At 35.5% G+C, this 21,913-nt stretch carries 15 protein-coding genes and 2 tRNA genes; 12 read left to right on the forward strand and 5 right to left on the reverse strand.

Features of this window, described 5'->3' with window-relative positions:
• Positions 1 to 74: 74 nt before the first annotated feature.
• Positions 75 to 3,356: a glycosyltransferase family 117 protein gene (locus tag EYY60_RS18935; protein ID WP_132990840.1), complete on the reverse strand. Its 3,282-nt coding sequence runs from the start codon at positions 3,354 to 3,356 to the stop codon at positions 75 to 77.
• Between the two features lie 245 nt (positions 3,357 to 3,601).
• On the opposite strand from EYY60_RS18935, the gene EYY60_RS18940 reads away from it, so the two are divergent.
• Both EYY60_RS18940 and EYY60_RS18945 read left to right on the forward strand, forming a co-directional pair.
• Positions 3,602 to 3,672 (forward strand) — tRNA-Gln (locus EYY60_RS18940).
• 109 nt (positions 3,673 to 3,781) lie between these two features.
• Positions 3,782 to 3,852 (forward strand) — tRNA-Gln (locus EYY60_RS18945).
• Positions 3,853 to 4,088: 236 nt separating this feature from the next.
• On the opposite strand, the gene EYY60_RS18950 is transcribed toward EYY60_RS18945, so the two are convergent.
• From EYY60_RS18950 to EYY60_RS18960, 3 genes are all read right to left on the reverse strand, one after another.
• Positions 4,089 to 4,895: a helix-turn-helix domain-containing protein gene (locus tag EYY60_RS18950; RefSeq protein WP_132990841.1), complete on the reverse strand. Its 807-nt coding sequence runs from the start codon at positions 4,893 to 4,895 to the stop codon at positions 4,089 to 4,091.
• 62 nt (positions 4,896 to 4,957) lie between these two features.
• Complete coding sequence (locus tag EYY60_RS18955) at positions 4,958 to 6,379, reverse strand: aldehyde dehydrogenase family protein (protein ID WP_132990842.1); 1,422 nt, start codon at positions 6,377 to 6,379, stop codon at positions 4,958 to 4,960.
• Positions 6,380 to 6,541: 162 nt separating this feature from the next.
• Positions 6,542 to 7,366 (reverse strand): universal stress protein, encoded by an 825-nt coding sequence (locus tag EYY60_RS18960; protein WP_132990843.1) that lies wholly within the window; start codon positions 7,364 to 7,366, stop codon positions 6,542 to 6,544.
• Positions 7,367 to 7,541: 175 nt separating this feature from the next.
• Here EYY60_RS18960 and rimP point away from each other — a divergent pair, with 175 nt between their 5' ends.
• The 4 genes from rimP (at position 7,542) to EYY60_RS18980 (ending at position 12,863) form a co-directional block, all read left to right on the forward strand.
• Positions 7,542 to 8,006, forward strand: coding sequence for a ribosome assembly cofactor RimP (gene rimP / locus EYY60_RS18965; protein ID WP_162847905.1), 465 nt, complete (start codon positions 7,542 to 7,544; stop codon positions 8,004 to 8,006).
• Positions 8,007 to 8,019: 13 nt separating this feature from the next.
• Positions 8,020 to 9,273 (forward strand): transcription termination factor NusA, encoded by a 1,254-nt coding sequence (nusA, locus tag EYY60_RS18970; RefSeq protein ID WP_125722262.1) that lies wholly within the window; start codon positions 8,020 to 8,022, stop codon positions 9,271 to 9,273.
• Between the two features lie 58 nt (positions 9,274 to 9,331).
• Positions 9,332 to 12,220 (forward strand): translation initiation factor IF-2, encoded by a 2,889-nt coding sequence (infB, locus tag EYY60_RS18975; RefSeq protein WP_132990845.1) that lies wholly within the window; start codon positions 9,332 to 9,334, stop codon positions 12,218 to 12,220.
• Between the two features lie 133 nt (positions 12,221 to 12,353).
• A complete protein-coding gene (locus EYY60_RS18980; protein ID WP_132990846.1) occupies positions 12,354 to 12,863 on the forward strand; it encodes a DUF4920 domain-containing protein in 510 nt (169 codons plus the stop codon).
• Positions 12,864 to 12,930: 67 nt separating this feature from the next.
• On the opposite strand, the gene EYY60_RS18985 is transcribed toward EYY60_RS18980, so the two are convergent.
• Positions 12,931 to 13,320 carry an SPOR domain-containing protein gene (locus EYY60_RS18985; protein ID WP_132990847.1) on the reverse strand — a complete coding sequence of 130 codons (390 nt, stop codon included), beginning with the start codon at positions 13,318 to 13,320 and terminating at the stop codon, positions 12,931 to 12,933.
• A gap of 218 nt (positions 13,321 to 13,538) precedes the next feature.
• Here EYY60_RS18985 and EYY60_RS18990 point away from each other — a divergent pair, with 218 nt between their 5' ends.
• The 6 genes from EYY60_RS18990 to EYY60_RS19015 are packed head-to-tail and all read left to right on the forward strand — an operon-like array spanning position 13,539 to position 21,901.
• Positions 13,539 to 14,873, forward strand: coding sequence for a c-type cytochrome (locus EYY60_RS18990; protein WP_132990848.1), 1,335 nt, complete (start codon positions 13,539 to 13,541; stop codon positions 14,871 to 14,873).
• A 32-nt stretch (positions 14,874 to 14,905) separates the two neighbouring features.
• Complete coding sequence (locus EYY60_RS18995; protein WP_132990849.1) at positions 14,906 to 17,971, forward strand: TAT-variant-translocated molybdopterin oxidoreductase; 3,066 nt, start codon at positions 14,906 to 14,908, stop codon at positions 17,969 to 17,971.
• Positions 17,972 to 18,004: 33 nt separating this feature from the next.
• Positions 18,005 to 19,408 carry an NrfD/PsrC family molybdoenzyme membrane anchor subunit gene (gene nrfD, locus EYY60_RS19000; protein WP_035645274.1) on the forward strand — a complete coding sequence of 468 codons (1,404 nt, stop codon included), beginning with the start codon at positions 18,005 to 18,007 and terminating at the stop codon, positions 19,406 to 19,408.
• Positions 19,401 to 19,925 (forward strand): DUF3341 domain-containing protein, encoded by a 525-nt coding sequence (locus EYY60_RS19005; protein WP_132990850.1) that lies wholly within the window; start codon positions 19,401 to 19,403, stop codon positions 19,923 to 19,925. The genes nrfD and EYY60_RS19005 overlap by 8 nt, the downstream gene beginning before the upstream one ends.
• A gap of 8 nt (positions 19,926 to 19,933) precedes the next feature.
• Positions 19,934 to 20,479 carry a c-type cytochrome gene (locus EYY60_RS19010; protein WP_132990851.1) on the forward strand — a complete coding sequence of 182 codons (546 nt, stop codon included), beginning with the start codon at positions 19,934 to 19,936 and terminating at the stop codon, positions 20,477 to 20,479.
• A 27-nt stretch (positions 20,480 to 20,506) separates the two neighbouring features.
• Positions 20,507 to 21,901, forward strand: a complete 1,395-nt coding sequence (locus tag EYY60_RS19015; RefSeq protein ID WP_132990852.1) for a quinol:cytochrome C oxidoreductase — start codon at positions 20,507 to 20,509, stop codon at positions 21,899 to 21,901.
• Positions 21,902 to 21,913 lie beyond the last annotated feature (12 nt).

Below are 21,913 nucleotides of genomic sequence, written 5' to 3' on the forward strand. Positions count from 1 at the left end.
GTAAAATTAAAAAATGCAGTGCTATTTATCTAACAGCACTGCATTTTTTTAATCAGTATATTTTTCGTATATTATTATTCTTTTTCACGTCCAAAACGTTCGAATACATTTACATATGTATTGAATGTTTTTTTGTGTTTTTCGTAGAACGCTTTGTCGTTATTGCGATCCATTACTTGCAAAAGACTTCTGTAGCGCTCAATATCAGTAATAATATCAATAGCAAGATCAGTTTGGTCTCCAGGAGGTAATGTTGCATAATAGTTCAGGTTTTCATTGTATTTTTTGACTAATCTATTAAGCAATTCTCGTGCTTTTGCAGTTTCTCCAACTTTGTAATATCCATTTGTGAAAGGTTCCACTAGTGAATAATAGCCAAATTTGTCCAACGGCATTTTTGTCATTGCTAAATTAATTACGTTTTTAGCTTTGTCAATTTTGCCTTCCGCAATGAGCTGATCCATTAAACGAGATAAGTTTGTGCGGTACGTGATGCTGTTTCTTCTGGTTTCAGGATCGTGATAAATTTTATCGCTTTCGCTGTTGCCCCAATCCCATTTCATTACAATATCATACATTTTATCTGCATCAATTTGTCCCATATCCATTGGGCCACCATCTTTTGATGGAACATTTCTGATTGGAACTAATTTATAAACCATTCCGTCTAGCTGCAGATAGTTTTTCAGCCATAAATAATCTTCGTCATCAAAAGCTCCGCCGCTAAAGTAAATTGGACGCTTCCAGTTGTTGTTAGCCAAGATATCAAGCATCATTAAGCGGTTTTTGTATATCGCGCTTCCTTTGATGTCAATATCCAAATAAGGAACAATAGAATCGTTGTATTTAGGGTTGATAACCTTGTTTTTGATGATAGCATCTTTATCAACAGGAACTCTGATTTTGTTTGTTGGATAAAAGTGGATTGTTTGCCCGTTTTGAAGACCAACAGTCGATTTTGGGTTTTTAATAAAATCGATAAAATCATTAATGTTCCAACGTGTGTCAATTTTTTGGATGTAAGCCACATAATCCAATTTATCTCCCACATAATCTTCATGTGTGAATGATATTGGCAATGGATTTGATTCATAAGCTTTGGCTTTCATTTGATCAATATACCAATCTGTCATGAACAAGCTCGTATTTACGATTTTGACATCGGTTCTAAAATGCTCTATTTCTTGAGCATACCAGAGCGGAAATGTGTCGTTATCTCCAATAGTAAATAAAATAGCATCTTTGTCGCATGAGCTTAAATAAGCTTTCGCCATTGCAACTGCTGTATATCTTCCAGATCTGTCATGGTCATCCCAGTTTTGAGAAGCCATTAAAATTGGAGCTGCTAATAAACTTCCGGCAATAATTACTGGTCCGGCAATTTTTGGAGCAAGATATTTTTGGATGCTTTCATATAAAGAGTAAACTCCAAAACCAATCCAAATGGCAAAAACATAAAATGATCCTACAAGTGCATAATCTCTTTCACGAGGTTCAAAAGGTCTTTCGTTCAAATAAATTTTTAGCGCGATTCCAGTAAATAAGAACAATGCTAAAAGCACATAAAAGCTCTTAAGGTCTTTATTTGCGTGGTACATTATTCCAATAAGTCCTAAGATGAAAGGAAGGAAATAATAAACATTGCGTCCTTTGTTGTTTAAAACATCTGAAGGCAAATTTTCTTGAGAGCCTAAATGCACTGAGTCAAGAGGCTTGATTCCACTGATCCAGTTTCCGTCAAGATTGTCGTATTTTCCTTGAACATCGCTTTGTCGTCCAACAAAATTCCACATTAAATATCTCCAGTACATATATCCAAATTGGTATTCGAACATGAAACTGAAATTATCAGTCGCGGTTGGTTTTTCGATAATTAAATAATCTTTATAACTATTTAAGAACTTAACGTAGCCTTCGTTGTCGATTTGTTTTTGAGCATAAGCTTTTCTGAATTCAGAAACTGTTTTCTCAACTTCGTTTCTTAATTGAGCAGTCGCTTTGTTGTATTCATCTTCGCTTAATTGGCTTGCGTCAATTCCGTATTTTGCTAAATCTTCCTCATAATTATAATTTGGGTTGATTCTGAATTTCGGCGGATTTGTAAAGTTGATATAGTTTTGAATATGAGCAGTTTCAGTGCTCCACATTCTTGGCAGAATCGTTTTTTGATTGTCATCAGAATTTTGATCTGCATTTTTGTAATTGTTAGTAATGATGTATTTACCAGTTTTATAATCTCTTTCGTAGTTTGGTTTTTTGTCTAAGTATGGTGTTTTTTCGTCAAGACCTGCAAAAACTTCTGTGTATTGCGGACCATAGAATAAAGGATTTACACCATATTGCTCACGATTGTAGTAAGCTAAAACCTCAGTAGCATCAGATGGTTTATTTTCGTTGATTACGGTATTTGCATTTGCACGAACCGGAAGCATCATCCAAGTAGAGAAACCAATCAAGATGAATAAAATACAAAGGATAATGGTATTGTAAAAAATAAGTCCTTTTCGTTTGGTGAATTTTAATCCAAAGTAGAAGAAAGCTACAAAAAGCAACGCAACAAAAATAGTTCCTGAGTTGAAAGGAAGTCCCATGTTGTTTACCATGTAAATTTCAGTTTTTCCGAAGAAAGCCATCGTTAAAGGCAAAAGCAATTTGAAGATGAACAACAAAATTCCAATTACAACTACATTGGCAATAAGGAAATTTTTAATAGTAACTTTTTCGTAGTGTTTAAAATAGTAAAGAAAACCTATAGATGGAATTGTCAATAATGCCATAAAGTGAACACCAAATGAAAGTCCGACAACTAATGAAATAATCAAAAGCCATTTGTTTCCTTTTGGTTTGTCCATATCTTGTTCCCAACGAAGACCAAGCCAGAAAAGCAATGCAATTAATAAAGATGCCATTGCGTAAACTTCTGCTTCAACCGCATTGAACCAAAAGCTATCTGAAAAAGTGTAAGCAAGAGCGCCAACAAAAGAGCTTCCTAATATAACTATAGAATTGTTTTGGTTGATTTCTGCAAAACGAGCTACAATCTTTTTTAAGATCATAGAAGAAGACCAGAACATGAATAAAATTGTAAATGCGCTAGAAAACACAGACATCATATTAACCATTACGGCTACATGTTGTGCATCAATAGCAAACATGGCAAAGAAAGCTCCCATCATCTGGAATAAAGGTGCTCCCGGCGGGTGGCCCACTTCAAGTTTGGCTGCAGTGGCAATATATTCGCCGCAATCCCAAAAACTCATTGTAGGTTCGACGGTTAAAGTGTAAGTAATTAAAGCGATTGCAAATGCAAACCAACCAATAATAGTATTCCATTTATTGAAATTGAATTGTGCCATATTTAGGTGTTAAAATTTTGTATGTTTTCTATCCTACAAAGAAAATGTTTTTTTGTGTAAAGAAACGAGCATTAACAAAAAATTCTATAAAACTCTATATTAAAAGTAATATGTTGTCAATGAGATGATTCTGGAACTTGTTGAGATTTGAATGTGAAAAAAAACAAAAAAAATGATTTTTTTTGTTTAAAAAGTTTGCAAAAACTAAATAAAGCCTTAAATTTGCACTCGCTTTACAGCACTGCTGGTCTATGGTGTAATGGTAACACTACGGTTTTTGGTGCCGTCTTTCTAGGTTCGAGTCCTAGTAGACCAACAGAAAAGCCTCTCAGAAATGAGAGGCTTTTTTTTATGCAAAAAAGTTTCAAATAAAATTTGCATAAGACAAATAAAGTTCTAATTTTGCACCCGCTTTACAGCACTGCTGGTCTATGGTGTAATGGTAACACTACGGTTTTTGGTGCCGTCTTTCTAGGTTCGAGTCCTAGTAGACCAACAGAAAAGCCTCTCAGAAATGAGAGGCTTTTTTTTTATGCTTTAAATTAGGATGTTTTCTAGATGTTTTTTTATCGCAAAGCACGCTAACGTATACACAAAGTGCGCTAAGTATCTTTTTAAAGAATGCTGAGTTCGCAAAGTTTTATGTGTCTTATTTTAAATATAGCCCGTGGTTTCAACCGCGGGAAACTTATAGGGAAAGACGTGTTTTTTGGAAGGCTTATTGCAGAAGGCTTATTTGTGATTTAATGAAGATGGAACGATACCGAATTTCTTTTTGAATGAAAATGAAAAATGGGATAAGTCTTCAAATCCTACGCCAATATAAACTTCTGATGGCGGATTTCCTTGGCTAATTAAATAATAAGCTTCTTGAAGTCTTTTGTTTAAGAGCCATTTTCCAGGCGCTTGTTGGAATATTTTTTGAAAATCTCTTTTAAAAGTTGCTAAACTTCTTCCAGTAAGATAGGCGAATCGGTGCATTTGTACATTGAAATGGAAATTTTTGTTCATAAATGCTTCCAGATCGATTTTTCCGGGTTCAGTAAAATCAAATAAAATGTCTTTTAATTCAGGATTTACTTTTAATAAAAGATGAATCGCTTCCTTGATTTTTAAATTAAATAAGGCTTCGTTACTTTCTTGCTCGACTTCGAGATAGGTTATCAGCGATTCCATGAAGGATTTGTAGAGCGGATTTGGAGCTAATGTGATCATGGCTTCAGAATCGACTTTTTTGCTTGTTTTGTAATTGTATTCTTTATTTACTTCGCGAAGAATTTCCTGATCTAAAAAAAGTGATATGGTTTTGAATTCCCCTCCCTCTGGTGGGATTTTGGTGAATTTCGCCAAATGATTTCTTTTGCTGAAGCGAAAATCTCCTGGTTTTGAGTGAAAGGTGTTTTTGCTGTCTGAAGCTATCATTTCTCCGGAAATTTGATAGCTGAAAACATGTTCTGGAATGAAATGTTCTCCTTCTCGGCTGCGTGCATAGTAGCAGGAGTAGAGTATTTTTGGTTTCGGATTTGATTTTGTCGTCATAATGGTAAAATTACAAAAGATCCGGAAATTTTTTTCATGAAAACTTTCCGGATCGTAAATGATTATAGTGGTTTGATAAGTGCTTTTGGTTCCAAGTAAGCTTCAAGTCCAATGGTTCCAAATTCGCGGCCAATTCCTGATTGCTTAAATCCGCCAAAAGGGGCCATAGGATCGTGCCCAATTCCGTTTATTTGAACGCGTCCAGCGTTGATTTGTGAGGCAACTCGGTGTGCTCTTTTCTCGTCTGATGAGCTTACATAAGCTTGAAGTCCATAAGTGGTGTCGTTTGCGATATCAATAGCTTCTTCTTCGGTTTTGTATGTAATGACGGTTAAAACTGGTCCAAATATTTCTTCTCTTGCAATGCGCATTTGATTGTTTGCATTTACAAAAACAGTCGGTTTGACAAAATTTCCTTTTTCAAGTCCATTAGGTTTTCCTAATCCTCCGGCAAGAATTTCGGCTCCCTCATTAATTCCAGTCTGAATATAATCTTGAACGCGTTGGTATTGTTTTGTGCTTACCATTGGTCCGACTGCGGTATTGCTGTTTTTTGGGTTGCCAACAATTATGTTTTTTAGGGCTTCTTTAAGGATTGATTTGGTTTCTTCTAATTTGTTTTCTGGAATTAAAAGTCGAGTTCCAGCAATGCATGCTTGTCCGCTGTTCATAAATGCAGCGCTCAAGGCAAGTGGAATTGCTTTTGATAAATCGGCATCTTCTAAAATAATATTTGGCGATTTTCCTCCAAGTTCTAACGTAACTCGTTTCATAGTGTTGACCGCTTCTTTGGCAATAATTTTTCCAACGTTTGTTGAGCCAGTAAAAGAAATTTTTGAAATATCGGGGTTTCGACTGATTTCTGCACCGACAACTTCTCCCAATCCATTCACGATATTTACTATTCCTTTAGGGAGTTGCGCGTCATGTAGGCATTCCATCATTAATTGCGTTTGTTGCGCGCTCATTTCGCTAGGCTTTATAACAATTGTGCATCCTGCGGTGATTGCTGTAGCTAATTTGCTAGAGATAAATCCGTTACTGGAATTCCAAGGAATTATAATCCCAACAACGCCAATTGGGGTCATTTGGACTTCAGATTGTCCCATGGTTTTGATGAAATCGTAGCCGTTTAATAAGTTAATTGCAGAATCGAATCCCTTTAGCATGTATTCGTAACTTACTGATGCAAATTGAAATGTTCCTCCGTATTCTTCGACCATTATGTTCACAAAATCGGTTTTTCTTTTTTCGATGGCAGTTTTGATGTTTTTCAGGTATTGAATTCTTTCTGAAGTGCTAGTTTTAGAAAAAGTTTTAAAAGCATTTTTGGCGGCTTCAATTGCGTTTTGAGTGTCTTCGGTATTTCCTAGTTGAACTTTTCCGAGCTTTTCATTTGTGGTTGGGCTTATAAGGTCGAAATATTCAGTTCCTTTAGGTGTTGTAAATTCTCCGTTAATGTAAATTTTGTCTATTGTTTTCATGATGTATGATTTAATGAATTTTTATTTGACAAATTTCCGGATAAATGTCATGTATGGCTTTGTTGTAAAGCTCAATTGAACTTTGTTGAAAAGCTCATGTTTTTTTGCAAAAAAAAATAGCTTCTCGATTGAGAAGCTATTGCTGTTAAAGTGATTTTGCTTTTAAATCTTTAGAGTAATGACAGGTCTGACGGTGTGATTGACTAATCCTTCGCTTATACTGCCGTTGAAGAAGTGTGCAAAGCCTGTTCTTCCGTGTGTACACATCCCTATGATGTCTGCGTTTATGCTGTTTGAAAAATTGAGGATTCCTTTTTCGATATTGGTGTCGTTGTAAATCTGAGTCGTACAGTTGGTTATGCCGAATTCTGTTACAAAATTCTTCATTGCTTTTTCCATAATATGTGTTGGCTTAAAGCTGTTTGGCGTGCAGATGGTTACCAGATGGATTTTTGCTTCAAAGAATTTGGTGAAATTCAGTAGTTTAGCGAAAGGTTTTTTGGTTTCTTCAGAAAAATCAGAAGCAAAAACAATATCGGTAACCTTGAAGTCTGAAATGTCTTTTTTGATGACCAAAACCGGGATTTCGGAGTTTCGGACAACTTTTTCTGTGTTTGAGCCAATTAAAAGTTCTTCAACTCCTGATGAGCCATGGGATCCCATTATGATTAAATCAGCTTCATAATCCTTGCTTACTTGGAGGATTCCGTGAATTGGTTTGTCCATTTTTACAATTTCAGTTACCGAGATTCCGTCCAGATATGGTCTTGAAGATACTTCATCAAGTGTTTCGTTTGCTTTTTTCATAAAAAGCATAGTTTCAGGTATGCTCGCGCCTCCGAGTATGGCATCGTTCATTTGGTGCGGCAATTCAAGCATGTGCAAAATGATAATTTCTGAATTGTTTTTTTTAGCAATTTGCGCAGCCACTTTTAACGCATCTTCAGCATGTTCTGAAAAGTCAGTAGGTACTAAAATTCGTTTCATAATTTTTTGGGTTAAATTATTAGAATAATCTGTTTTTGAATGCTCTTATAAAGATAAGAAATATTTTTAGAGCAATCAATTTATTTTGATTTATAAAAAAATCACTATATTTGCATCGTTATTTATTAAAATCTAAATAATGAGGGGACTAAGTGTCCCCTCTTTTTATAAAATTATGACATTTAAGGAAAAAGTTAACGAATTAATTACAGAAGCACTTCTGGAAAAGCCATCGATCTTTTTGATTGATCTTGCTGTTTCGGATTCTTTTAAAATTAGTGTTGGTTTAGACGGAGATAATGGAGTTGCGTTGCAGGATTGTATTGATATCAGTCGTGCCATCGAAAACAATCTGGATCGTGAAGAGCAAGATTTTTCGCTAGAAGTAGCTTCGGTTGGAGTAGGATCTCCTTTGAAATTGATTAGACAATACAAGAAAAATATTGGTAGAACGTTGATTGTTACTACAAATAATGAAAAAATTGAAGCAGAATTGGTAGAAGCTAACGATGTTTTCATAATTTTGTCTTGGAAGGCAAGAGAACCGAAAAAAGTAGGAAAAGGAAAAGAAACAGTTCAAAAAGAGCAACAAATACCTTATACAGAGATAAAAGAGGCAATTGTTACAGTAACATTTTAATTAAAGAATTCGCATGGAAAATTTAGCATTAATCGATTCATTCTCAGAGTTTAAAGATAATAAACTTATTGATCGTGTAACGCTTATGGCAATTTTAGAGGACGTGTTTAGAAATGCATTGAAGAAAAAATACGGTTCAGATGAAAATTTCGATATTATCATAAATCCTGATAAAGGAGATATGGAAATATGGAGAAGAAGAGTAATTGTTGCAGATGAGGATCTTGACTTTGAAAATGAAGAAATTACATTGACTGAAGCTAGAAAAATTGAAGCGGATTTTGAAATTGGAGAAGAGGTTTCTGAGGAAGTTAAATTGATTGATTTAGGAAGAAGAGCTATTTTAGCGCTTCGTCAAAACTTAATATCTAAAATTCACGAACACGATAATACAAATCTTTACAAACAATTTAAAGATATTATTGGTGATATATATACAGCTGAAGTGCACCATGTACGCCCAAGAGTAGTGATCTTGGTTGATGATGAAGGAAATGAGATTGTGCTTCCAAAAGAAAAACAAATTCCATCAGATTTCTTCCGTAAAGGAGATAATGTTCGCGGAATTATTGAAAGCGTTGAATTAAAAGGAAACAAGCCTCAAATTATTATGTCTAGAACTTCAGAGAAGTTCTTGGAAAAATTATTTGAGCAAGAAATTCCAGAAGTTTTCGACGGATTAATTACAGTGAAAAATGTAGTTCGTATCCCGGGTGAAAAAGCAAAAGTTGCTGTTGATTCTTATGATGATAGAATTGATCCAGTTGGAGCTTGCGTTGGGATGAAGGGTTCTCGTATTCATGGAATTGTTCGTGAGCTTGGAAATGAAAATATTGATGTTATCAATTATACAAACAATATTCAATTATTTATTACAAGAGCATTAAGCCCTGCAAAAGTTTCTTCGATCAAAATTGATGAGGAAAGCAAAAGAGCTGAAGTTTTCTTGAAATTAGAAGAGGTTTCTAAAGCAATTGGTAGAGGAGGTCACAACATTAAATTAGCGGGTCAATTGACGGGTTATGAGTTAGATGTTATTCGCGAAGGTGATGTGGCTGGAACTGTTGCAGATGAAGACGATGTTGAATTAACAGAGTTCTCTGATGAAATCGAAGAATGGGTAATTGAAGAGTTTGCAAAAATAGGTTTGGATACTGCAAAAAGTATCTTGAAACACGACGTAGAAGATTTAGTAAGAAGAACAGATTTAGAAGAGGAAACGATTCTAGATGTTATGAAGATACTAAAAGAGGAGTTTGATAGCTAGAAAATAGCTGATATCTGCTCTAACAACACAACTAAAAAGGTAATAATAAAAAGGTTATATGTCTGAAGAGAGAGTAATAAGAATAAACAAGGTTTTAAGGGAATTAAATATTTCGTTAGAAAGAGCTGTTGATTATCTAAAAGATAAGGGAATTGCTATTGATGCAAATCCGAACGCTAAAATTTCTGACAGTGAATTTAATATCCTACAAAGCCAATTTGCGGGCGATAAGGGGAATAAGGAAGCTTCTAAAGAGGTAGGAGAGGAGAAAAGAAAAGAAAAAGAAGCATTGCGTGTTGAGCGTGAGAAAGAAATTGAAGACAAACGCAGACAAGAAGAGGAGCGTCAAAAACAGCAAGAAATAATTAAAGCGAGAGCCGTTGTTTCAGGACCTGTACAAGTTGGTAAAATTGACCTAAATCCGAAAAAACCTGCAATTGCTCCTTCTGAGGAAACAGCAAAAGTTGAAGAGCCAAAAACTGTTGCTGCACCTGTGCAGCCAGAAAAACCAGTTCAGGCTGAAACTGTAAAACCTGAACCTGTTACTGCGACTCCGGTTGTGGAGGCAAAAAAGGAAGAACCTATTATTACGGAGAAAAAAGAAGTTAAAGCAGAATCGTCTAAAGTTGCTCAGGAACCAATCGTGTCTACTGATCCGGCAACTTCAGAAGAGACTATCACTACTCAATATCAAAAGCTTTCAGGAACAACTCTTACGGGTCAAACAATTGATTTGTCTCAGTTTAATAAACCAAAGAAAAAGAAAGAAGATCCTAAAGCGGCTCAAAATAAACCTGGGGTGCCAGGGGCGGGAGGAAACAACGCAAATAAAAATAAGCGTAAAAGAATTGCTCCTAAACCAGGAATGCCTGGTGCGCCAAAGCCACCAACAGGTAATAATAACAATGCTCCAGGAACGCCAAATCCTAATAAGATAACTCCAAATAATAACAATAGTGGAGGTGGTTTCAATGCAAATAGAAGCCAAAGACCTGGATTTGTAAAAGGAAACCGTCCTGCAATTGTGGCTAAAGTTGAGCCAACAGAAGAAGAAGTAAAAAACCAAATTAGAGAAACTCTTGAAAAACTTCAAGGTAAAGGAGGGAAATCTAAAGCGGCAAAATATAGAAGAGATAAAAGAGAAACGCACCGTCAGAAATCTGATGATGAGCAAAGAGCGCTTGACGAAGGAAGTAAAACTATTAAAGTTACCGAGTTCGTTACTGTAGGTGAAATTGCAATTATGATGGATGTGCCGATTACTAAAGTAATTGGAACTTGTATGTCTCTTGGTATCATGGTTACAATGAACCAACGTCTAGATGCAGAAACGTTAACTATTGTGGCGGATGAATTTGGTTACGATGTTGAATTCATTACGGTAGATATTGAAGAAGCGATAGAAGTTGTAGAAGATAGAGAGGAAGATTTAGTAACAAGAGCGCCAATTGTAACAGTAATGGGTCACGTTGACCACGGTAAAACATCTTTGCTGGATTATATTCGTAAAGAAAATGTTATCGCTGGTGAGTCTGGAGGTATTACACAGCACATTGGGGCATATGGAGTTACGTTGGATAACGGACAAAAAATCGCATTCTTAGATACTCCGGGTCACGAGGCGTTTACCGCAATGCGTGCACGTGGAGCTCAAGTTACGGATATTGCAATTATCGTAGTAGCGGCGGATGATGATATCATGCCACAAACAAAAGAAGCAATTTCGCACGCACAGGCTGCGGGAGTACCAATTATATTTGCGATCAATAAAATTGATAAACCAAATGCGAATGTTGATAAAATTAAAGAGCGTTTGGCTGGTATGAATTTACTTGTTGAAGATTGGGGTGGAAAAATTCAGTCACATGATATTTCTGCAAAAGTCGGAACAGGAGTTAAAGAATTGCTAGAGAAAGTTTTATTAGAAGCAGAGATCTTAGATCTAAAAGCAAATCCAAATAAAGCAGCTCAAGGAACTGTTGTTGAAGCTTACTTAGATAAAGGAAAAGGATATGTTTCTACAATTTTAGTACAACAAGGTACTTTGAAAATTGGAGATTATATGCTTGCTGGTAAACATCATGGTAAAGTGAAAGCGATGCATGATGAAAGAGGGCATACGATTTTGTCAGCTGGTCCTTCAACTCCAGTATCTGTTTTAGGTTTGGATGGAGCTCCAACAGCGGGCGATAAGTTTAATGTATTCGAAGATGAAAAAGAAGCGAAACAAATTGCATCTAAACGTTCTCAATTAATGCGTGAACAATCTGTTCGTACTCAAAGACATATTACACTTGATGAAATTGGACGTCGTATTGCTTTAGGCCAGTTTAAAGAATTAAATGTAATCCTTAAAGGAGACGTGGATGGTTCTGTTGAAGCATTATCAGACTCGTTCTCTAAGCTTTCTACAGAAGAAGTTCAAATCAATATTATTCATAAAGGTGTTGGTGCGATTACAGAAACCGATGTTAACTTAGCTTCTGCGTCAGATGCAATCATCATCGGATTTAACGTTCGTCCTGCTGGAAATGCTAGACAGCTTGCTGATAAAGAAGAAATTGATATCCGTTACTATTCTATTATTTATGCTGCGATCGATGACTTGAAAGATGCAATGGAAGGAATGTTGGCGCCAGAAATGAAAGAAGAAGTTTTAGGTAATGCTGAAATTCGTGAGATTTTCAAAATTTCTAAAGTAGGTTCTATTGCTGGATGTATGGTAACTGATGGTAAGATCTTGAGAACTTCTAAGATTAGAGTTATTAGAGATGGAGTTGTGGTTCATACAGGTGAATTAGTTGCCTTAAAACGTTTCAAAGACGATGTTAAAGAAGTGACTAAAGGTTACGATTGTGGTATTCAGATAAAAGGATTTAATGACATCGAAATTAATGATGTTATTGAGGCTTACCATGAAGTGGCAATCAAAAAGAAATTGAAATAATATTTAGTTAATATACAGAAAGCTCCAATGAAAATTGGGGCTTTTTTTATGCGTTATCTTGATGAAAAATGCTTTTATGTAAAGTTGTTCGTTTTTCTGAAATTTTGCTATTTTTGATTAAAATTATTTGATTATGAAACAGTTTTTATATTCAGCTTTGTTTTTTATTGGTATTTCTACTTTGTCTTTTTCTCAAGAAGCTGTAGAGAAAAGTGCTCCACCAGCAGGAAATGCGACAGTAGGTGATTTTTATGGAGATGATGTTTCTAGTGTTTCTGTCGATAAAGCAATTTCTGTTGAAAAACTGGAAGGGGAATTTAAAGATCAAAAAAGTATAAAGAATGTTGCTGTAAAGGGAATGGTAACTGATGTTTGCGAAAAAAGAGGATGTTGGGTGACGATTAAAACCGAAAATGGATCTTCTTTTTTTGTTAAAATGAAAGACTACGCATTTTTTGTACCGACCGCTTTAAAGGGCAAAAATGTAGTTTTGGAAGGAAATGCAGAGAAAAAAATAACTTCTGTTGATGAGTTGAAACATTATGCAAAAGATGCTAAAAAATCACCTGCTGAAATAAATGCGATTACTATGCCTAAAGAAGAAATTCGTTTTATGGCGAGTGGAATCAAAGTGGTAAATTAACTTGAATAACGAGATAAAAAAAAGAGCGAGATTAAATCTCGCTCTTTTTTTTGTTAGAAGTATTAGGCTATTTTCCTGGCTTAAGCAAAAAGACATTTTTGTATCTGTTTTTTATATCTGCCAAATTTCGTTCAGCCTCTATTCTGGTTTTGAAATTTCCAACTATTACTTTGTAATTTGGTGTATTGAAAATTATCGTTCCGTCAATGTTGCTGTATTCTCTTTTGAAATCAGATAACGTTTTCTTCGCTTCGTCACTTTTGCCACTGAAAATTTGAATTCGGTAGGTGTCGTTTGTACTTATTGATGTGTTAATTTTGCGCTTCTCTATCAATAGTTGCTCGAATTTAGGGTCTTGATTTACTGTTAAATTTTGATCCTGAGCATGAATATTATATGCTAATGTGAATAGAGTCAGTGTGAAGAAAACTCTTTTTGAAGGGGTTAAAATTCTCATAATGTGATGGTTTTTATGCAAAAATACTATTTAAAGTTTGTGTGGAAAATTTTAATATTATTTAGAATTGATATAAATTGATATTTAAGACTATTTTAAGGTTTTGAGAATAGTTCATAAGTCGTATTTTTGTGCAAGTTTTAAAAGAGGGTATAAGTTTTTACGAATTTATTACAGTAAAAATCATACCAAAAATTAGTAGATAATTATTATACTATATGAAAAAGGTGGGTAACCATAATTCGATCTCAAGAAAATTGCTGCTTAGCTTATCGCTAACGCTTATTTTCTCCCTAACTTCATTTGCTCAAGATCCTGCTGCAGCTCCTGCGGCGCCTGAAGCTGCTGCTCCGGCTGCGACATCTGGTGGAGATCCGGTAAAAGGGAAAGAACTTTTTAATGCAAATTGCGCTGCATGTCACAAATTAGATGCTAAATCAACAGGTCCTGCGTTAAGAGGAGTTGCTGAAAGGCATGAAATGGCTTGGATTTACAAGTGGGTGCACAACAGTTCTGATATGATTAAATCAGGCGATGCTGCTGCTGTTAAGCTTTTTGAAGAAAACAACAAGGCAGTAATGACTTCGTTTCCTCAATTATCTGAAGGAGATATTGATAATATTATAGCTTATACTTCTGAGAAAAAACCTGAACCTGTTGCTGCGGCTGGTGGTGCTGCGACTCCTCCGGGAACTAACGTAGAAAGCGGTTCAATTTCTAATAATGTTATTTTAGGAGCTCTTGCTCTAGTAATGGCTATTTTGGTTGTTATGTTGTTCATGGTGAACAAAGTATTGACTAAAGTGGCTAATAAAAATGGTATCGAAGTAGGTCCTAAAGAAGAAAGATTGCCGATCTGGAAAGCTTTCGCTAAAAACCAATTCTTGGTGTTAGTTACTTCGATTTTCTTGCTTCTTGCTAGTGGTTATTTTGTTTATGGATATTTAATGCAAGTTGGTGTGGATCAAAACTATGAGCCAATTCAGCCAATTCACTATTCTCATAAAATTCACGCTGGAGATAACGAGATCAATTGTAAATATTGTCACTCGGCAGCTCGTGTTAGTAAAACTGCAGGTATTCCTTCTTTGAATGTTTGTATGAACTGTCACAAGAATATTTCTGAAGTTGCTGAAACAACTGCTACTCCTGAGTACAGTAAAGCTTTCTACGATGCTCAAATTCAAAAATTATACGATGCTGTTGGTTGGGATAAAACTAAACAAGCATATACTGGAAAAACACAACCTGTAAAATGGGTTCGTATTCATAATCTTCCTGATTTTGTATATTTCAACCACTCACAACACGTTTCTGTTGCGGGAATTGAGTGTCAAACTTGTCATGGTCCGGTACAAGAATTTGAAATCATGAAGCAATATTCTAAATTAACAATGGGATGGTGTGTGGATTGCCACAGAAAAACTGATGTTAAGATGGAAGGTAATGCTTACTATGATAAAATTCACGCTGAACTTTCTAAAAAATACGGTGTAGAGAAATTAACTGCAGCGCAAATGGGAGGTTTAGAATGCGGTAAATGCCACTATTAATCGAATTATTAAGATTTTAATATTTATATACAATGTCATCAAACAAAAAATACTGGAAAAGTGTTGAAGAACTAGAGAATGGTTCTATTGTTGAGGCGCTTAGAAATAACGAATTTGTTGAAGAGATTCCTACAGATGAATTCTTAGGAAATGCTGAAGCTTTGGCTACATCAGGAACTTCACGTCGTGACTTTTTAAAGTACGTAGGATTTAGTACTGCAGCTGTTACACTTGCTGCTTGTGAAGGTCCTGTGCACAAGTCTATCCCTTATGTTTTACAACCAGAACAAATCATTCCTGGTGTTGCTGATTACTATGCAACTACAGTTTTTGATGGTTTTGATTTTGCAAATCTTTTGATTAAAACTCGCGAGGGTCGTCCAATCAAAGTTGAAAACAACACTATTGAAGGTGCTAAATTTGCAGCTAATGCTAGAATTCACGCATCAATCTTAGGATTATACGATAGTGCTCGTTTGAGTGAGCCAAAATTAAAAGGGCAAAAAAGCAGCTGGTCTGCTGTTGATTTGCAAATCAAATCAAGCCTTGCTAAAGCAAAAGCAAAAGGAGGACAAGTGGTATTGTTGACAAATACATTAGCAAGTCCATCTACTGAGAAATTGATAGGTGAGTTCATTGCTAAAAATCCTAATGCAAAACACGTTGTTTATGACGCGGTTTCTTCTTCAGAAGCTTTAGATGCATTTGAGGCAGTGTATGGAGAAAGAGCCTTGGTTGATTACGATTTTTCAAAAGCTTCTTTAATTGTATCTGTTGGTGCTGACTTCTTAGGAGATTGGCAAGGTGGAGGATATGATTCTGGATATGCAAAAGGTAGAATTCCTTCTGGAGCTGAAGGCGCTAAAGTAATGTCTCGCCATATTCAGTTTGAATCAAATATGACTTTATCTGGAGCAGCAGCTGATAAGCGTGTTCCAATGACTACAGCTGATCAAAAACAAGCTTTAGTTCAAATATATAATATTATAGTAGGTGCTTCTGTGCCTGTTGCTTTAGTAGGTAAGCTTAAAGATGAAGCAGTTAAAACTGCTCAACAATTAAAGCTTGCTGGTGCTAATGGAGTTTTGGTTTCTGGAATTGAAGATAAAAACGCTCAGTTATTAGTGTTGGCAATCAACCAGAAATTGGCTAGTGAGTCTTTCAGTACTGCTGGAACAAGACAAATTAGAAAAGGTTCTAATGCTGCTGTAGCTCAATTGTTAAAAGATATGAATGCAGGAAGTGTTCATACTTTGATTATGAGTGGAATCAATCCTGCTTACACATTGGCTGATTCAGCTTCTTTTGTTTCTGGATTGAAAAAAGTGGATACATCAGTTGCTTTTTCTTTGAAAGAAGATGAAACTGCTTCTATCACTACTATAGCTGCTCCAGCGCCTCATTATTTAGAGTCTTGGGGTGATGTAATGATTACTAAAGGGACTTATGCTTTGACACAGCCAACTATTCGTCCAATCTTTAATACAAAACAATTTCAAGATGTTTTATTGTCTTTAAATGGTGTTGGTGGAACTTTCTACGATTACCTTAAAGCTAATTCAGCTAGTTTAATTGCTGGTTCTTCTTGGAATAAAGTATTACATGATGGTGTTTTAGTAACGGGTTCTGCGGCTTTAGCTGGTGGATCTTATGATTTTGCTGGTGCTGCAAGTGCTCTTGCTAGTGCTAAATCTGCTGGTGGATTAGAATTAGTATTGTATACTAAAACAGGTATGGGTGACGGTCAACATGCAAACAATCCTTGGTTGCAAGAGTTTCCAGATCCAATCACAAGAGTTTCTTGGGATAACTATGTTACTGTTTCTAATGCAGATGCTAAGAAATACGATTTATCAAATGAGATCGTTGCTAATGGTGGTTTAAACGGAAGTTATGCTACAATTACAACAGCTGATGGTGTAAAGATTGAAAATGTTCCGGTTATTGTTCAACCAGGACAAGCTGTTGGAACTATCGGTTTGGCAGTTGGATACGGTCGTAAAGCATCTTTGAAAGAAGAAATGCAAGTAGGTGTTAATGCTTACGCTTTATATAAAAACTTCAATAATGTTCAATCTGTTACTTTAGCAAAGGCTAATGGTGTTCATGAGTTTGCTTGTGTACAAGGACAAAAAACATTAATGGGTAGAGGGGATATCATTAAAGAAACTACCCTAAAAATATTCAATTCTGAAGATGCAGAACATTGGAATGAAAAACCAATGGTATCTTTAGATCACCAAGAGGTTGAAGCTACAACTGTAGATCTTTGGGAATCATTTGATCGTACAACTGGTCATCATTTCAATCTTTCAATTGACTTAAATGCTTGTACTGGATGTGGGGCTTGCGTTATTGCTTGTCATGCTGAAAACAACGTTCCTGTTGTAGGTAAAGCAGAGGTAAGAAGAAGCCGTGATATGCACTGGTTACGTATCGATAGATATTATTCTTCTGAAAGCACTTTTGAAGGTGATAACAAGAGAAAAGAAGGTATTGCTGGTCTATCTAGTTCATTGTCTACATTCAATGAAATGGAGAAAGCAGGTGAAAATCCTCAAGTTGCATTCCAGCCTGTAATGTGTCAACACTGTAACCATGCACCATGTGAAACAGTTTGTCCAGTTGCTGCAACTTCTCACGGCCGTGAAGGTCAAAACCATATGGCTTACAACAGATGTGTTGGTACTCGTTACTGTGCTAACAACTGTCCATATAAAGTACGTCGTTTTAACTGGTTCTTATACAACAAAAACAGCGAGTTCGATTATCACATGAACAATGATTTAGGCCGTATGGTATTAAATCCTGATGTTAACGTTCGTTCTCGTGGTGTTATGGAGAAATGTTCTATGTGTATCCAAATGACACAAGCTACTAAATTAAAAGCTAAAAACGAAGGTCGTCCTGTAAGAGATGGCGAATTCCAAACAGCTTGTTCAAGTGCTTGTTCTTCTGGAGCGATGATATTTGGTGATGTAAATGATAAAGAAAGTAAAGTTGCAGAATTGGCAGCTGATGCAAGATCTTACCACTTATTGGAGCATGTAGGAACAAAACCTAATGTGGTTTACCATGTTAAAGTTAGAAATACTTAGTAAATTATTAATTAAGAAACAATATAAAGGATTATGTCGTCTCACTACGAAGCACCCATTAGAAAACCTTTAGTTATAGGTGATAAATCTTATCACGATGTAACTGTAGATGTGGCAGCGCCTGTTGAAGGACCTGCAAATAAACAATGGTGGATTGTATTTTCAATCGCATTAACAGCCTTCCTTTGGGGATTAGGTTGTATAATTTACACTGTATCTACCGGTATTGGAACATGGGGATTAAATAAAACAGTTGGTTGGGCTTGGGATATTACGAACTTCGTTTGGTGGGTTGGTATTGGTCACGCCGGAACATTAATTTCTGCAGTACTATTACTTTTCCGTCAACGTTGGAGAATGGCTATTAACCGTTCTGCTGAAGCAATGACTATTTTCTCAGTAGTTCAAGCAGGTTTATTCCCAATTATTCACATGGGTCGTCCATGGTTAGCATACTGGGTATTACCAATTCCAAATCAATTTGGATCTTTATGGGTAAACTTTAACTCACCATTACTTTGGGACGTATTTGCGATTTCAACGTATCTTTCAGTATCATTAGTATTCTGGTGGACTGGTTTATTACCTGACTTTGCAATGCTTCGTGATAGAGCTATTACTCCATTCAATAAAAGAGTTTATTCTATCCTAAGTTTCGGATGGAGTGGACGTGCAAAAGACTGGCAACGTTTTGAAGAAGTATCTTTGGTATTAGCTGGTTTAGCAACTCCTCTTGTACTTTCTGTGCATACAATTGTATCTATGGACTTTGCTACTTCTGTAATTCCTGGATGGCATACAACAATTTTCCCTCCATACTTCGTTGCTGGAGCGGTTTTCTCTGGATTCGCGATGGTAAATACATTGTTGATCGTTATGAGAAAAGTTTCTAATCTTGAAGCATACATCACATTACAGCATATCGAGTTGATGAATATCATTATCATGATTACTGGATCTATCGTTGGTGTTGCATATATCACTGAGTTATTCGTAGCTTGGTATTCAGGAGTAGAGTACGAGCAATATGCATTCTTAAACAGAGCTACTGGACCTTACTGGTGGGCATATTGGTCGATGATGACTTGTAACGTTTTCTCTCCACAATTTATGTGGTTCAAGAAACTTAGAACAAGTATCATGTTCTCATTTATTATTTCGATTGTAGTAAACATCGGAATGTGGTTTGAAAGATTTGTAATCATTGTTACTTCTTTACATAGAGATTACCTTCCATCTTCTTGGACAATGTTTTCACCAACGTTTGTTGATATTGGAATTTTCATTGGAACAATTGGTTTCTTTTTCGTATTGTTTTTATTATACTCTAGAACATTCCCTGTAATTGCTCAGGCAGAGGTTAAAACAATTTTGAAAGGAACAGGAGATAATTACATAAGAGAAAGAGCAAATAGTAAAGATTCACATCATGAGTAATAAAGTAATATACGCCATTTATAATGACGACGATATTTTGATGGATGCAGTTAAAAAAACTAGAGCTGCTCACCATCATATTGAAGAGGTTTTTACTCCATTTCCTGTTCACGGATTGGATAAAGCCATGGGCTTAGCGCCAACAAGATTAGCAATCTGTTCTTTCTTATATGGATGTGTTGGTATTTCTGTTGCCACTACAATGATGGGTTATATCATGATTCATGACTGGCCACAAGATATTGGAGGAAAGCCAAGTTTTAGTTTCATTCAAAATATGCCATCTTTTGTGCCTATTATGTTTGAAATGACAGTATTTTTTGCTGCGCACTTAATGGTAATCACTTTTTATATGAGAAGTAGATTATGGCCATTTAAAGAAGCTGAAAATCCGGATGTAAGAACAACAGATGATCACTTCTTGATGGAAGTAGCAGTAAATGATAACGAATCAGAATTGGTTTCTTTCTTTGAAGGGACTGGTGCTGTTGAAGTTAAAGTAATAGAAAAGAATTAATTGTAGCTATGAAAAGGATATATAAAATAACACTTTTAGTTGGTATAACTATTTTAGTTTCATCTTGCCACAATAATTCGGCACCGAACTATCAGTATTTCCCAAATATGTATGAGTCTGTTGCTTACGAGCCATATTCAGAAGCAAATATATTTAAAGGTGGAAAAGAAGGACAGCTTCCTGTTGCAGGAACTATTAATAGAGGTTTTGAGCCTTATGAATATGAAAATTCGACTGCTGGTTATGAGTTAGCAAAAGCGAATTTAAAATCTCCTTTAACTGAAGAAGAAAGAAATTCTGGTAAAGGAAAAGAGCTTTTCGAAATTTATTGTATCAGTTGCCATGGTGCTGCTGGTAACGGTAAAGGTAAATTGGTTGAAAGAGAAAAATTTCTTGGGGTACCTAGCTATAAAGACAGGGTAATCACTGAAGGAAGTGTATTCCATGTTGAGACTTATGGTTTAAATGCAATGGGTTCACACGCAAATCAATTAAGCGCCCACGAACGTTGGTTAGTTGCTGACTATGTTCTAAAACTAAAAAGCCAATTATAATTGTTGAACAAACTGATCGTAATAGATATGTATACATTTTCAAGTAAATTAAAAACTTTTTCTATCATCTTAATGGTTCTTGGACTATTAGGAATTGGGTATGGTTTTTTAAGTGCACCTAAAGATATTCAAGAAGTTGAAAAAATACTAGCTGCGGATGCTCACGGTTCGCATGGGGCTGCACATGAAGAGGCTGCTGAGGCTTCTCATAAAGATGCTGCGCATCATGAAGCTGCTGAAGCTTCACATGAATCACACAAAGGTGGTGAGCATGAAAAAGTTGGAGCAGCTGATGAACATACTGAACATTTAACTCATGTATTGCACCAATTGCAAAATAAGCCATGGTCTGCATTATATGTTGCTTCTATTTTCTTTTTACTGCTTTCTATGGGAGTTTTAGCGTTTTACGCTATTCAACAAGTGGCTCAGGCAGGTTGGTCTCCAGTTTTATTTAGAGTTATGCAGGGTATCACGGCTTATTTGCCAGCTGGTTCAATCATTTTCTTTATTATATTAGTTTTATGTGGATTGCATTTTAACCATATTTTTGTATGGTTAGGTGAAGGAGTTACTGATCCAAAAAGTCCAAATTATGACGCTATTATTGCTGGAAAATCAGGATATTTAAATTTCCCATTTTGGATTGCAAGAGCATTTGTCTTTTTATTAGGATGGAATATTTACCGTCATTTTTCAAGAAAGAACTGTTTAGCACAAGACGAAGCTAATGATGATCTTTACTACAAAAAGAACTTCAAAGCTTCTGCTGGATTCCTAGTTTTCTTCATTGTTTCTGAGTCTATTATGTCTTGGGATTGGATTATGTCATTTGATCCACACTGGTTCAGTACTTTGTTTGGATGGTATGTATTTGCCTCTTTCTTTGTAAGTGGTATTACATCTATTGCTTTAGTGACAATTTACTTAAAATCAAAAGGTTATTTGGAGTATGTAAATACAAGCCATATTCACGATTTAGCTAAATTTATGTTTGGTATTAGTGTTTTCTGGACTTATTTATGGTTCTCTCAATTCATGTTAATCTGGTATGCTAATATTCCAGAGGAGGTTACTTATTTTGTAACAAGAATTCAATTATATAACTTGCCATTCTTTGGTGCTGTAGTTATGAACTTTGTTTTCCCATTATTGATATTGATCAACACAGACTTCAAACGTCTTAATTGGGTTATTGTAATGGCTGGTATTGTTATCTTATTGGGTCACTATGTTGATTTCTTTAATATGATTATGCCTGGTACAGTTGGAGACAAATGGTTTATTGGTGTTCCTGAAATTGCATCTATTCTTTTCTTCTTAGGTTTATTTATTTTTGTTGTATTTACTGCATTAACTAAAGCTCCTTTGTTAGCAAAAAGAAATCCTTTCATCGAAGAAAGTAAACATTTTCATTATTAATATTTAAAGAAG

It is taken from the genome of Flavobacterium zhairuonense, from assembly GCF_004352915.1.
Lineage (GTDB): Bacteria > Bacteroidota > Bacteroidia > Flavobacteriales > Flavobacteriaceae > Flavobacterium > Flavobacterium zhairuonense.

What these genes read in the sequence shown, in the direction of transcription:
- EYY60_RS18935 (WP_132990840.1), bottom strand. Translation starts at nt 3,356, where the DNA reads ATGGCACAATTCAATTTCAATAAATGGAATACTATTATTGGTTGGTTT.
- EYY60_RS18950 (WP_132990841.1), bottom strand. Translation starts at nt 4,895, where the DNA reads ATGACGACAAAATCAAATCCGAAACCAAAAATACTCTACTCCTGCTAC.
- EYY60_RS18955 (WP_132990842.1), bottom strand. Translation starts at nt 6,379, where the DNA reads ATGAAAACAATAGACAAAATTTACATTAACGGAGAATTTACAACACCT.
- EYY60_RS18960 (WP_132990843.1), bottom strand. Translation starts at nt 7,366, where the DNA reads ATGAAACGAATTTTAGTACCTACTGACTTTTCAGAACATGCTGAAGAT.
- rimP (WP_162847905.1), top strand. Translation starts at nt 7,542, where the DNA reads ATGACATTTAAGGAAAAAGTTAACGAATTAATTACAGAAGCACTTCTG.
- nusA (WP_125722262.1), top strand. Translation starts at nt 8,020, where the DNA reads ATGGAAAATTTAGCATTAATCGATTCATTCTCAGAGTTTAAAGATAAT.
- infB (WP_132990845.1), top strand. Translation starts at nt 9,332, where the DNA reads ATGTCTGAAGAGAGAGTAATAAGAATAAACAAGGTTTTAAGGGAATTA.
- EYY60_RS18980 (WP_132990846.1), top strand. Translation starts at nt 12,354, where the DNA reads ATGAAACAGTTTTTATATTCAGCTTTGTTTTTTATTGGTATTTCTACT.
- EYY60_RS18985 (WP_132990847.1), bottom strand. Translation starts at nt 13,320, where the DNA reads ATGAGAATTTTAACCCCTTCAAAAAGAGTTTTCTTCACACTGACTCTA.
- EYY60_RS18990 (WP_132990848.1), top strand. Translation starts at nt 13,539, where the DNA reads ATGAAAAAGGTGGGTAACCATAATTCGATCTCAAGAAAATTGCTGCTT.
- EYY60_RS18995 (WP_132990849.1), top strand. Translation starts at nt 14,906, where the DNA reads ATGTCATCAAACAAAAAATACTGGAAAAGTGTTGAAGAACTAGAGAAT.
- nrfD (WP_035645274.1), top strand. Translation starts at nt 18,005, where the DNA reads ATGTCGTCTCACTACGAAGCACCCATTAGAAAACCTTTAGTTATAGGT.
- EYY60_RS19005 (WP_132990850.1), top strand. Translation starts at nt 19,401, where the DNA reads ATGAGTAATAAAGTAATATACGCCATTTATAATGACGACGATATTTTG.
- EYY60_RS19010 (WP_132990851.1), top strand. Translation starts at nt 19,934, where the DNA reads ATGAAAAGGATATATAAAATAACACTTTTAGTTGGTATAACTATTTTA.
- EYY60_RS19015 (WP_132990852.1), top strand. Translation starts at nt 20,507, where the DNA reads ATGTATACATTTTCAAGTAAATTAAAAACTTTTTCTATCATCTTAATG.